This window comes from Pseudomonas sp. B111 (assembly GCF_026428275.1).
Classification (GTDB): Bacteria; Pseudomonadota; Gammaproteobacteria; order Pseudomonadales; family Pseudomonadaceae; genus Pseudomonas; species Pseudomonas aeruginosa.
On record NZ_CP097857.1, the window covers coordinates 1 to 12032 of the forward strand.

The 12032-nt window shown below is 60.4% G+C and carries 11 protein-coding genes and 4 tRNA genes; all 15 read left to right on the top strand.

Going from position 1 to position 12032, the window contains the following annotated elements; all coding sequences use genetic code 11:
- The first annotated feature begins 100 nt into the window (after positions 1–100).
- A complete protein-coding gene (birA, locus tag M6E97_RS00005) occupies positions 101–1039 on the top strand; it encodes a bifunctional biotin--[acetyl-CoA-carboxylase] ligase/biotin operon repressor BirA (protein WP_033939918.1) in 939 nt (312 codons plus the stop codon).
- Positions 1036–1782, top strand: coding sequence for a pantothenate kinase (locus M6E97_RS00010; RefSeq protein ID WP_003093768.1), 747 nt, complete (start codon positions 1036–1038; stop codon positions 1780–1782). Before birA ends, M6E97_RS00010 begins: the two co-directional genes overlap by 4 nt.
- Before the next feature lie 8 nt (positions 1783–1790).
- Positions 1791–2495, top strand: a complete 705-nt coding sequence (locus tag M6E97_RS00015; protein WP_034005953.1) for an SPOR domain-containing protein — start codon at positions 1791–1793, stop codon at positions 2493–2495.
- Positions 2496–2642: 147 nt separating this feature from the next.
- Positions 2643–2727 (top strand) — tRNA-Tyr (locus M6E97_RS00020).
- A gap of 26 nt (positions 2728–2753) precedes the next feature.
- A tRNA-Gly gene (locus M6E97_RS00025) sits at positions 2754–2827 on the top strand.
- Positions 2828–2846: 19 nt separating this feature from the next.
- Positions 2847–2922, top strand: a tRNA-Thr gene (locus M6E97_RS00030).
- Between the two features lie 84 nt (positions 2923–3006).
- A complete protein-coding gene (gene tuf / locus M6E97_RS00035; protein WP_003115146.1) occupies positions 3007–4200 on the top strand; it encodes an elongation factor Tu in 1194 nt (397 codons plus the stop codon).
- Positions 4201–4255: 55 nt separating this feature from the next.
- Positions 4256–4331: transfer RNA gene (locus tag M6E97_RS00040), tRNA-Trp, on the top strand.
- 45 nt (positions 4332–4376) lie between these two features.
- Complete coding sequence (gene secE, locus M6E97_RS00045) at positions 4377–4745, top strand: preprotein translocase subunit SecE (protein ID WP_003108030.1); 369 nt, start codon at positions 4377–4379, stop codon at positions 4743–4745.
- Between the two features lie 9 nt (positions 4746–4754).
- Positions 4755–5288: a transcription termination/antitermination protein NusG gene (gene nusG / locus M6E97_RS00050; protein WP_003108028.1), complete on the top strand. Its 534-nt coding sequence runs from the start codon at positions 4755–4757 to the stop codon at positions 5286–5288.
- 116 nt (positions 5289–5404) lie between these two features.
- A complete protein-coding gene (gene rplK, locus M6E97_RS00055; RefSeq protein ID WP_003093751.1) occupies positions 5405–5836 on the top strand; it encodes a 50S ribosomal protein L11 in 432 nt (143 codons plus the stop codon).
- Entirely contained in the window at positions 5836–6531 is a 696-nt protein-coding gene (rplA, locus tag M6E97_RS00060) for a 50S ribosomal protein L1 (protein WP_003093749.1), read from the top strand. Before rplK ends, rplA begins: the two co-directional genes overlap by 1 nt.
- 198 nt (positions 6532–6729) lie before the next feature.
- Positions 6730–7230 (top strand): 50S ribosomal protein L10, encoded by a 501-nt coding sequence (rplJ, locus tag M6E97_RS00065; protein WP_003093748.1) that lies wholly within the window; start codon positions 6730–6732, stop codon positions 7228–7230.
- A 78-nt stretch (positions 7231–7308) separates the two neighbouring features.
- Entirely contained in the window at positions 7309–7677 is a 369-nt protein-coding gene (rplL, locus tag M6E97_RS00070) for a 50S ribosomal protein L7/L12 (RefSeq protein ID WP_003093747.1), read from the top strand.
- A 221-nt stretch (positions 7678–7898) separates the two neighbouring features.
- Complete coding sequence (rpoB, locus tag M6E97_RS00075) at positions 7899–11972, top strand: DNA-directed RNA polymerase subunit beta (protein WP_033939783.1); 4074 nt, start codon at positions 7899–7901, stop codon at positions 11970–11972.
- Positions 11973–12032: the final 60 nt, after the last annotated feature.

A 12032-nucleotide genomic window follows, 5' to 3' on the forward strand; every position in this document is an offset into this window, starting at 1 on the left:
CTGCGAAAATCCGGGGAAAAGGCAGCTATACGGCAGGGCTTTTCGTAGGCAAAGCGCAAGTGCCTCTATATGATGCGTGCCTGGCTAGTGTGGGGCGTCTATGCAGACCTTGCTGAAACTACTTCAAGACGGGCGATTCCACTCCGGTGAGGAGTTGGGGGCGGTACTGGGCATCAGTCGCAGTGCAGTCTGGAAACGCTTGCAGCACCTGGAGGCTGAACATGGCCTGCAGTTCCACAAGGTGCGTGGCCGGGGTTACCGCCTGGCGAGTCCCCTCAGTCTCCTGGATCCGCGGAAGATCGACAGCCTCTGGCCTGTCGAGATCATGCCCACCGTCGATTCGACCAATAGCGAGGCCATGCGCAGGCTCGCGGCTGGAGCCTCGACGCCTTTCGTTATCGTCGCCGAGCAGCAGACTGCCGGGCGTGGACGTCGCGGCCGAGCCTGGGTCAGTCCCTATGGAGAGAACCTCTATTATTCTCTGGCCATTACTGTCAGGGGGGGCGCTCGGGAGCTCGAAGGGTTGAGCCTGGTTGTCGGTCTCGCGGTGCTCCGGGCCCTGGAGTCCTTGGGCGTCCGGGACGCCGGGTTGAAGTGGCCGAACGACGTTCTGCAGGGAGGCAAGAAGATCGCCGGAATTCTCCTGGAGCTGAGTGGCGACCCCGCGGATCTGTGTCATGTCGTTATCGGCATAGGGATCAACGTCAACATGAAGACCGTCACTGATATCGGCCAGCCTTGGACCTCCCTGCGCGAAGCGCTGGGGGAGCTGGTGGATCGTTCGCGGCTGCTTTCTGCTCTCAATCGGCAGCTGGCCGATTATCTCGATAGGCATTCGCGCGAAGGCTTTGCTGCAAGTCGCGAGGAGTGGGAGTCCTGCAATCTCTGGCAGGGTGCCCAGGTCATTCTCTCGACTGCCCTGAGTTCCATCGAGGGTCGTGTGCTGGGTGTCGATAGCCGAGGAGCGCTGCGTCTCGAGGTGGATGGCGTGGAGCAAGGGTTCAGTGGAGGGGAGCTTAGTTTGAGGTTGCGTCAATGATTCTTGAGCTCGACTGTGGAAACTCGCTGATCAAGTGGCGGGTCATCGAGGGGGCGGCACGGTCGGTCGCCGGTGGCCTTGCGGAGTCCGATGATGCCCTGGTCGAACAGTTAACGTCGCAGCAAGCGCTGCCAGTGCGAGCCTGTCGCCTGGTGAGCGTTCGCAGCGAGCAGGAAACCTCGCAACTGGTCGCACGGTTGGAGCAGCTGTTCCCGGTTTCGGCGCTGGTTGCATCATCCGGCAAGCAGTTGGCGGGAGTGCGCAACGGCTATCTCGACTACCAGCGCCTGGGGCTCGACCGCTGGTTGGCCCTCGTCGCGGCTCATCACCTGGCTAAGAAGGCCTGCCTGGTCATTGATCTGGGGACCGCGGTCACCTCTGACCTGGTCGCGGCGGATGGAGTGCATCTGGGGGGCTACATATGCCCGGGCATGACCCTGATGAGAAGCCAGTTGCGCACCCATACCCGACGTATCCGCTACGACGATGCAGAGGCCCGGCGGGCGCTTGCCAGTCTCCAGCCAGGGCAGGCCACGGCCGAGGCGGTTGAGCGGGGTTGTCTGCTCATGCTCAGGGGGTTCGTTCGTGAGCAGTACGCCATGGCGTGCGAGCTGCTCGGTCCGGATTGTGAAATATTCCTGACGGGTGGGGATGCCGAACTGGTTCGCGACGAACTGGCTGGCGCCCGGATCATGCCGGACCTGGTTTTCGTAGGGCTGGCACTGGCTTGCCCGATTGAGTGAGAGGATCTATGCGCTGGTTCTTCCTGTTTCTCCTGGCCCTGAACGTCTTCTACTACGTCTGGCACCAGCAGCAATCCCCGCTACGGGCCAAGGAAATCGCACCGCTGGAACTCTATAAGGATGGGCAGAAGAACATTCTGCTGTTGGCCGAGAGCAACCTTGCTTCCAGGGCGCGCTCGGGGTCGCAGGTGCCGGCGCCGAGTGTACCTTCGGCTGCCGAAGAGTCGATCGCATCCGAGTCGGCCTGTCTCTATCTTGGCGGAGGCGGTGAGGAGGCGGATGCCCGAAGGTTGCAGCAGCGCCTGCTGGGCCTGGATATCGAGACGGAGGTCGAGGCCCGTGGGGAGATGAGCGTCGATTACTGGGTCTATCTTCCTCCGCTAGCCTCGCGGGAGGCTGCGCTTCGTCAGTTGAAGGAGCTTCAGGCGCGCAATATCGACAGCTACCTGATTGGCGAGGGAGTGCTGGCCAATGGCATTTCTTTGGGGATGTTTTCCGCGCGGGATTCGGCTGAAAGTGCGCAGGTGCGTCTCAAGACGGCAGGTTACGAGGCGGAGTTGAAGGAATTGCCCCGCGGGCAGCGTGATTTCTGGGTAAGGGTGGCCCCCGGCAGCCGGCGCCTGGTGGATGAGCAACTGCTCCAGGAGCTGGCTCGGGACTTCAAGGGATTGCAGCATCAAATAATGTCGTGCAAAGGTGTTGCATCCCCCTGATGGTTTGCATAGAATGGCGCCCGCTTCGTAGGGGGAAGGCTGAAAGACTCCTACCATGAAGTTGCTGTTGAAACCTAAGTTCAGGTTTTTTAAGAGAAAACTCTTGACAGCAAGGTGGCAGACGTAGAGAATGCCGCCCACCAGTTTGGAGGGATTCCCGAGTGGCCAAAGGGATCAGACTGTAAATCTGACGTCATAGACTTCGAAGGTTCGAATCCTTCTCCCTCCACCAGTTTAAAAGCGTGAGCTTCGGGCTCCGCGGGTATAGTTCAGTGGTAGAACCTCAGCCTTCCAAGCTGATGATGCGGGTTCGATTCCCGCTACCCGCTCCAGTCAAGTTGCTTGTGTTTCGCTCATGTAGCTCAGTTGGTAGAGCACACCCTTGGTAAGGGTGAGGTCAGCGGTTCAAATCCGCTCATGAGCTCCATTTATCCAGGGGCAGATATGAAAATATCTGCCCTTGTTCTAATGGTAGCGTGATCCGCTCAATTCCTTGAAGGGGATGGTCTCCATGGCTAAAGAAAAATTTGAACGGAACAAGCCGCACGTCAACGTCGGCACCATCGGTCACGTTGACCATGGCAAGACCACTCTGACCGCTGCACTGACCAAGGTCTGCTCCGACACCTGGGGTGGTTCCGCTCGTGCTTTCGATCAGATCGACAACGCGCCGGAAGAAAAGGCCCGCGGTATCACCATCAACACCTCGCACGTTGAATACGATTCCGCTGTTCGTCACTACGCCCACGTTGACTGCCCCGGTCACGCCGACTACGTGAAGAACATGATCACCGGTGCTGCCCAGATGGACGGCGCGATCCTGGTTTGCTCGGCTGCCGACGGCCCCATGCCGCAGACCCGCGAGCACATCCTGCTGTCCCGCCAGGTAGGCGTTCCCTACATCGTCGTGTTCCTGAACAAGGCCGACATGGTTGACGACGCCGAGCTGCTGGAACTGGTCGAGATGGAAGTTCGCGATCTGCTGAACACCTACGACTTCCCGGGCGACGACACTCCGATCATCATCGGTTCCGCGCTGATGGCGCTGGAAGGCAAGGATGACAACGGCATCGGCGTAAGCGCCGTGCAGAAGCTGGTAGAGACCCTGGATTCCTACATTCCGGAGCCGGTTCGTGCCATCGACCAGCCGTTCCTGATGCCGATCGAAGACGTGTTCTCGATCTCCGGCCGCGGTACCGTGGTAACCGGTCGTGTAGAGCGCGGCATCATCAAGGTCCAGGAAGAAGTGGAAATCGTCGGCATCAAGGCGACCACCAAGACCACCTGCACCGGCGTTGAAATGTTCCGCAAGCTGCTCGACGAAGGTCGTGCTGGTGAGAACGTTGGTATCCTGCTGCGCGGCACCAAGCGTGAAGACGTAGAGCGTGGCCAGGTTCTGGCCAAGCCGGGCACCATCAAGCCGCACACCAAGTTCGAGTGCGAAGTGTACGTGCTGTCCAAGGAAGAAGGTGGTCGTCACACCCCGTTCTTCAAGGGCTACCGTCCGCAGTTCTACTTCCGTACCACCGACGTGACCGGTAACTGCGAACTGCCGGAAGGCGTAGAGATGGTAATGCCGGGCGACAACATCAAGATGGTTGTCACCCTGATCGCTCCGATCGCCATGGAAGATGGCCTGCGCTTCGCGATCCGCGAAGGCGGCCGTACCGTTGGCGCCGGCGTGGTTGCCAAGATCATCGAATAATATCGGTTGATCTTCCCCTCTCGGGCCGGCATAATGGTCGGCCTGATTTTGCTTCAGGCCAGTAGCTCAATTGGCAGAGCGGCGGTCTCCAAAACCGCAGGTTGGGGGTTCGATTCCCTCCTGGCCTGCCAGATTTCCCAAGTAAATCTGGCTTTTCTTCACGAGATTCCTAACAGATGAATGCCAAGGCAGAAGCCAAAGAATCACGTTTTGATCTCTTGAAATGGCTCTTGGTTGCCGTTCTGGTTGTGGTTGCCGTTGTGGGCAATCAGTACTTTTCGGCTCAACCAATCCTGTATCGCGTTCTCGGTATTCTCGTTCTGGCGGTGATCGCTGCCTTCCTGGCTCTGCAAACGGCCAAGGGGCAGGCCTTCTTTAGTCTTGCTAAGGAAGCGCGCGTCGAGATTCGCAAGGTCGTATGGCCGAGTCGTCAAGAAACAACTCAGACCACGCTGATCGTGGTCGCGGTAGTGCTGGTAATGGCGCTGCTGCTGTGGGGGCTCGATTCCCTGCTGGGTTGGTTGGTTTCCATGATTGTAGGTTAAGGGTGCGCCGTGGCTAAGCGTTGGTACGTTGTGCATGCATACTCGGGCTACGAGAAGCATGTCATGCGCTCGCTGATCGAGCGTGTCAAGCTTGCTGGCATGGAAGAAGAGTTCGGCGAGATTCTGGTTCCCACCGAAGAAGTGGTGGAGATGCGGAACGGCCAGAAGCGCAAGAGCGAGCGCAAATTCTTCCCTGGCTATGTGCTGGTTCAGATGGAAATGAACGAAGGTACCTGGCACCTGGTGAAAGATACCCCGCGTGTCATGGGCTTCATCGGCGGGACTGCCGACAAGCCGGCTCCGATCACCGATCGTGAGGCTGATGCAATCCTGCGTCGCGTGGCCGATAGCGGCGACAAGCCCAAGCCGAAGACCCTGTTCGAGCCGGGCGAGACCGTTCGTGTCATCGATGGTCCTTTCGCCGACTTCAATGGTGTCGTCGAAGAAGTTAACTACGAGAAGAGCCGGATCCAAGTGGCCGTGCTCATCTTTGGCCGCTCTACCCCGGTGGAGCTGGAGTTCAGTCAGGTCGAAAAGGTCTAGCTGAAAACGCATCCCTCACCCCGCAGCCCAAGGCTGCGGGGTTTTGTCGTCACTGGGATAAACGCGAAAGCAACCGGGGAGCCTTCAGGCGCTTGTACCCGAATTTGGAGTAGCAAATGGCTAAGAAAATCCAGGCTTATATCAAGCTGCAAGTAAAGGCCGGTCAGGCCAACCCGTCGCCGCCGGTCGGCCCTGCCCTGGGTCAGCACGGCGTGAACATCATGGAATTCTGCAAGGCGTTCAACGCCAAGACCCAAGGCCAAGAGCCGGGCCTGCCGACTCCTGTGATCATCACCGTTTACAGCGACCGTAGCTTCACCTTCGAAACCAAGAGCACCCCGGCTGCCGTCCTGCTGAAAAAAGCAGCTGGCATCACCAGCGGCTCCGCTCGTCCGAACTCCCAGAAAGTCGGCACCGTTACCCGTGCCCAGCTGGAAGAGATCGCCAAGACCAAGCAGGCTGACCTGACCGCTGCTGATCTGGACGCTGCTGTACGTACCATCGCTGGCTCCGCGCGCAGCATGGGCCTGAACGTGGAGGGTGTGTAATGGCTAAGCTGACCAAGCGCCAGAAGGCGATTGCCGAGAAAGTAGTTGCCGGCAAGCAGTACAGCTTCGAAGAGGCCGCCAAGCTGCTGGCCGAGCTGTCCACCATCAAGTTCAAGGAGTCCGTGGACGTTGCCGTGAACCTCGGCGTCGATCCGCGTAAATCCGACCAGGTCGTTCGTGGCGCCACCGTCCTGCCGAACGGCACCGGCAAGAGCGTCCGCGTTGCCGTCTTCACCCAGGGTCCGGCTGCCGAAGCCGCTCTGGCTGCCGGCGCCGACAAGGTGGGTATGGACGAGCTGGCTGCCGAAATGAAAGGCGGCGACCTGAACTACGACGTCGTCATCGCTTCCCCGGATGCCATGCGTGTCGTCGGTCAGCTGGGCCAGATCCTCGGCCCGCGTGGTCTGATGCCGAACCCGAAAGTCGGCACCGTGACTCCGGACGTCGCTACCGCCGTGAAGAATGCCAAGGCTGGTCAGGTACGTTTCCGTACCGACAAGAACGGCATCATCCACAGCTCCGTCGGTAAGGTCGATTTCGAACCGGCCAAGCTGCAGCAGAACGTTGAAGCACTGCTGGCTGACCTGAAGCGCCTGAAACCGTCCTCGTCGAAAGGCGTGTACGTCAAGCGCGTGACCCTGAGCACCACCATGGGTCCGGGCCTGCAGATCGACCTGGCTTCCCTGGAAGCCTAAGTGAAATCGTGCAGCGGGTTCTGCCCGCTGCACAGGTATTGGGGTCCCTGCCTGGCGGGGGCTATCCAAGACCGTAGGTGGCGCAAGCCTTAAACCACAAGCCTACGCAGATGGTGCTCCCGATTCGGTTACCGAATCAGACACCAAAACGACGTCCGGCCCCGGCTGGACGAAACGGTAACATCCAGGAGTAAACCCGTGGCAATTAAACTCGAAGACAAGAAGGCCATCGTCGCTGAAGTCAACGAGGCTGCCAAAGCTGCCCTGTCCGCTGTCGTGGCCGATGCCCGTGGCGTGACCGTAGGCGCCATGACCGGACTCCGTAAAGAGGCCCGCGAAGCTGGTGTGTACGTGAAAGTCGTACGTAACACCCTGCTCAAGCGCGCCGTTGAAGGCACCCAGTTCGACGTGCTCAACGACGTGTTCAAAGGCCCGACCCTGATCGCTTTCTCCAACGAACATCCGGGCGCTGCCGCTCGTATCTTCCGTGAGTTCGCCAAGGGTCAGGACAAGTTCGAGATCAAGGCGGCTGCCTTCGAGGGTCAGTTCCTCGCAGCCAATCAGATCGACGTACTGGCAAGCCTGCCGACCTACGACGAAGCCGTATCGCAGCTGATGAGCGTGATTCAGGGCGCTACCAGCAAGCTGGCTCGTACTCTGGCGGCCATTCGCGACCAGAAAGAAGCTGCTGCCGCCTAAGTCGGCTCGCAAGCGCTTTCAATCTTATTTGTTTAATACGATGGCCGCAGGCCGTCCCCCAATACAGGAATTAGAGTCATGGCTCTGACCAACGAAGACATCATCAACGCCGTATCCGAAATGTCCGTCATGCAAGTGGTCGAACTGATCAAGGCGATGGAAGAGAAGTTCGGCGTTACCGCTGCTGCCGCTACCGTTGCCGCTGCTGGCCCGGCTGCTGCCGCTGCCGAAGAGCAGACCGAGTTCACCATCGTCCTGGCCGAAGCTGGCGACAAGAAAGTGAACGTGATCAAGGTCGTTCGCGAACTGACCGGTCTGGGTCTGAAAGAAGCCAAGGCTGTCGTAGACGGCGCTCCGGGCGTGGTGAAGGAAGGCGCTTCGAAAGAAGAAGCCGAAGCCGCCAAGAAAGCCCTGGAAGAAGCAGGCGCCAAAGTCGAGCTCAAGTAAGCGACGACCTTGCGTCTACAGCCCGAGCGTCAAGCGAAAGGCTGATGGCTGGTGGCTTTTGCCACCGGCCTTTTTCCGTTCTGGGTGGACTCGCCTCGGGCGTTCCACCCAAGACGTGAAAGTGCCCCGAGTGGGCAATGCAGGCCAAGGGGTCTGCAAGATTTTCCGGCTGCTCCCGTCGGAGACGCCAAACAAGCAGGTGACCAAGCTGGGGAACGCTGATGGCTTACTCATACACTGAGAAAAAACGTATCCGCAAGGACTTTAGCAAGTTGCCGGACGTCATGGATGTGCCGTATTTGCTGGCCATCCAGCTGGATTCCTATCGCGAATTCCTGCAGGCTGGCGCAACCAAGGAGCAGTTCCGCGATATCGGTCTGCACGCGGCCTTCAAGTCCGTTTTCCCGATTATCAGCTATTCCGGCAATGCTGCCCTGGAATACGTCGGCTACCGTCTGGGTGAGCCGGCATTCGATGTCAAGGAGTGCGTGCTGCGCGGCGTGACCTTCGCCGTACCGCTGCGCGTGAAAGTTCGCCTGATCATCTTCGACCGCGAGTCGTCGAACAAGGCGATCAAGGACATCAAGGAACAAGAAGTCTACATGGGGGAAATCCCCCTGATGACCGAGAACGGTACCTTCATCATCAACGGTACCGAGCGTGTCATCGTCTCCCAGCTGCACCGTTCCCCGGGCGTGTTCTTCGACCACGACCGTGGCAAGACCCACAGCTCCGGCAAGCTGCTGTACTCCGCGCGGATCATTCCTTACCGCGGTTCCTGGCTGGACTTCGAGTTCGATCCGAAGGACTGCGTGTTCGTCCGTATCGACCGTCGCCGCAAGCTGCCGGCCTCGGTACTGCTGCGCGCGCTCGGCTACAGCACCGAAGAGATCCTCAACGCCTTCTACGCGACCAACGTCTTCCACATCAAGGGCGAGACCCTGAACCTGGAACTGGTCCCGCAGCGTCTGCGCGGTGAAGTCGCGAGCATCGACATCAAGGATGGCAGCGGCAAGGTGATCGTGGAGCAGGGGCGTCGTATCACTGCCCGCCACATCAACCAGCTGGAAAAGGCTGGCGTGAGCCAGCTGGAAGTGCCGTTCGACTACCTGATCGGCCGTACCATCGCCAAAGCGATCGTGCATCCGGCTACCGGCGAGATCATCGCCGAGTGCAACACCGAGCTGACCCTCGACCTCCTGGCCAAGGTGGCCAAGGCCCAGGTCGTGCGCATCGAGACCCTGTACACCAACGACATCGACTGCGGTCCGTTCATCTCCGACACCCTGAAGATCGACAACACCAGCAATCAACTGGAAGCCCTGGTCGAGATCTACCGGATGATGCGTCCGGGCGAGCCGCCGACCAAGGAAGCTGCCGAGACCCTGTTCGGCAACCTGTTCTTCAGCGCCGAGCGTTACGACCTGTCGGCCGTGGGCCGGATGAAGTTCAACCGCCGTATCGGTCGTACCGAGATCGAAGGTCCGGGCGTCCTGAGCAAGGAAGACATCATCGATGTGCTCAAGACCCTCGTCGACATCCGTAACGGCAAGGGCATCGTCGATGACATCGACCACCTGGGCAACCGTCGTGTCCGTTGCGTCGGCGAAATGGCCGAGAACCAGTTCCGCGTGGGCCTGGTGCGCGTCGAGCGCGCGGTCAAGGAACGCCTGTCCATGGCCGAAAGCGAAGGCCTGATGCCGCAGGACCTGATCAACGCCAAGCCGGTGGCTGCCGCGATCAAGGAGTTCTTCGGTTCGAGCCAGCTGTCGCAGTTCATGGACCAGAACAACCCGCTTTCCGAGATCACCCACAAGCGCCGCGTCTCCGCGCTCGGCCCGGGCGGTCTGACCCGTGAGCGTGCGGGCTTCGAGGTTCGTGACGTACACCCGACCCACTACGGCCGCGTGTGCCCGATCGAAACCCCTGAAGGTCCGAACATCGGTCTGATCAACTCCCTGGCGACCTACGCCCGCACCAACAAGTACGGCTTCCTCGAGAGCCCGTACCGCGTAGTCAAGGACAGCCTGGTAACCGACGAGATCGTGTTCCTGTCGGCGATCGAAGAAGCCGACCACGTCATCGCCCAGGCTTCGGCGACCCTCAACGAGAAGGGTCAACTGGTGGACGAACTGGTGGCCGTGCGTCACCTGAACGAATTCACCGTGAAGGCGCCGGAAGACGTGACCCTGATGGACGTGTCGCCGAAGCAGGTCGTTTCCGTAGCTGCCTCGCTGATTCCGTTCCTCGAGCACGATGACGCCAACCGCGCACTCATGGGCTCGAACATGCAGCGTCAGGCCGTGCCGACCCTGCGTGCCGACAAGCCGCTGGTGGGTACCGGCATGGAGCGCAACGTGGCGCGCGACTCCGGCGTCTGCGTCGTGGCTCGCCGTGGTGGTGTGATCGACTCGGTCGATGCCAGCCGTGTCGTGGTTCGCGTGGCGGATGACGAGGTCGAGACCGGCGAAGCGGGTGTCGACATCTACAACCTGACCAAGTACACCCGTTCCAACCAGAACACCTGCATCAACCAGCGTCCGCTGGTGAGCAAGGGTGACGTGGTTGCGCGCGGCGACATCCTGGCCGACGGTCCGTCCACCGACATGGGCGAACTGGCCCTGGGCCAGAACATGCGCGTAGCGTTCATGCCCTGGAACGGCTTCAACTTCGAAGACTCCATCTGCCTGTCCGAGCGCGTGGTCCAGGAAGATCGTTTCACCACGATCCACATCCAGGAACTGACCTGCGTCGCTCGTGACACCAAGCTCGGCCCAGAGGAAATCACCGCGGACATCCCGAACGTGGGCGAGGCCGCGCTGAACAAGCTGGACGAAGCCGGTATCGTCTACGTCGGCGCCGAAGTGCAGGCCGGCGACATCCTGGTCGGCAAGGTCACTCCGAAAGGCGAGACCCAGCTGACTCCGGAAGAGAAGCTGCTGCGCGCGATCTTCGGTGAGAAGGCGTCCGACGTGAAGGACACCTCCCTGCGTGTGCCGACCGGCACCAAGGGTACCGTCATCGACGTTCAGGTCTTCACCCGCGACGGCGTCGAGCGCGACTCCCGCGCTCTGTCCATCGAGAAGATGCAACTCGACCAGATCCGCAAGGACCTGAACGAAGAGTTCCGCATCGTCGAAGGCGCGACCTTCGAGCGTCTGCGTGCCGCCCTGGTCGGTGCCAAGGCTGAAGGTGGCCCGGCGCTGAAGAAGGGTACGGAGATCACCGACGACTACCTCGACGGCCTCGAGCGCGGCCAGTGGTTCAAGCTGCGCATGGCCGACGACGCCCTGAACGAACAGCTGGAGAAGGCCCAGGCCTACATCAGCGATCGTCGCCAGCTCCTGGACGACAAGTTCGAGGACAAGAAGCGCAAGCTGCAGCAGGGCGACGACTTGGCTCCGGGCGTGCTGAAGATCGTCAAGGTCTACCTGGCGATCAAGCGTCGCATCCAGCCGGGCGACAAGATGGCCGGCCGTCACGGTAACAAGGGTGTGGTCTCGGTGATCATGCCGGTGGAAGACATGCCGCACGATGCCAACGGCACCCCGGTCGACATCGTCCTCAACCCGTTGGGCGTACCGTCGCGTATGAACGTCGGCCAGATCCTCGAAACCCACCTGGGCCTCGCGGCCAAGGGGCTGGGCGAGAAGATCAACCGCATGCTCGAAGAGCAGCGCAAGATCGCCGAACTGCGTAAGTTCCTGCACGAGATCTACAACGAGATCGGCGGTCGCGAGGAAAACCTCGACGAGCTGGGCGACAACGAGATCCTCGCGCTGGCCAAGAACCTGCGCGGTGGCGTACCGATGGCGACCCCGGTGTTCGATGGCGCCAAGGAACGCGAGATCAAGGCCATGCTGAAGCTGGCCGACCTGCCGGAAAGCGGCCAGATGCGTCTGTTCGACGGCCGTACCGGCAACCAGTTCGAGCGTCCGACCACCGTCGGCTACATGTACATGCTCAAGCTGAACCACCTGGTGGACGACAAGATGCACGCCCGTTCCACCGGCTCGTACAGCCTGGTTACCCAGCAGCCGCTGGGTGGTAAGGCACAGTTCGGTGGTCAGCGCTTCGGTGAGATGGAGGTGTGGGCGCTGGAAGCCTATGGCGCGGCGTACACCCTGCAGGAAATGCTGACGGTCAAGTCGGACGACGTGAACGGCCGGACCAAGATGTACAAGAACATCGTGGACGGCGATCACCGCATGGAGGCCGGCATGCCCGAGTCCTTCAACGTTCTGATCAAAGAGATCCGTTCGCTCGGCATCGACATCGAACTGGAAACCGAATAACACGTGACGCTAGACGGTGCGGCTGGTCAAGGCCGGTCGCACCGGGTCCGTGAGGAGGAA

Coding starts and splice junctions, on each gene's coding strand:
- birA (WP_033939918.1), top strand. CDS start 101: ATGCAGACCTTGCTGAAACTACTTCAAGACGGGCGATTCCACTCCGGT.
- M6E97_RS00010 (WP_003093768.1), top strand. CDS start 1,036: ATGATTCTTGAGCTCGACTGTGGAAACTCGCTGATCAAGTGGCGGGTC.
- M6E97_RS00015 (WP_034005953.1), top strand. CDS start 1,791: ATGCGCTGGTTCTTCCTGTTTCTCCTGGCCCTGAACGTCTTCTACTAC.
- tuf (WP_003115146.1), top strand. CDS start 3,007: ATGGCTAAAGAAAAATTTGAACGGAACAAGCCGCACGTCAACGTCGGC.
- secE (WP_003108030.1), top strand. CDS start 4,377: ATGAATGCCAAGGCAGAAGCCAAAGAATCACGTTTTGATCTCTTGAAA.
- rplK (WP_003093751.1), top strand. CDS start 5,405: ATGGCTAAGAAAATCCAGGCTTATATCAAGCTGCAAGTAAAGGCCGGT.
- rplA (WP_003093749.1), top strand. CDS start 5,836: ATGGCTAAGCTGACCAAGCGCCAGAAGGCGATTGCCGAGAAAGTAGTT.
- rplL (WP_003093747.1), top strand. CDS start 7,309: ATGGCTCTGACCAACGAAGACATCATCAACGCCGTATCCGAAATGTCC.
- rpoB (WP_033939783.1), top strand. CDS start 7,899: ATGGCTTACTCATACACTGAGAAAAAACGTATCCGCAAGGACTTTAGC.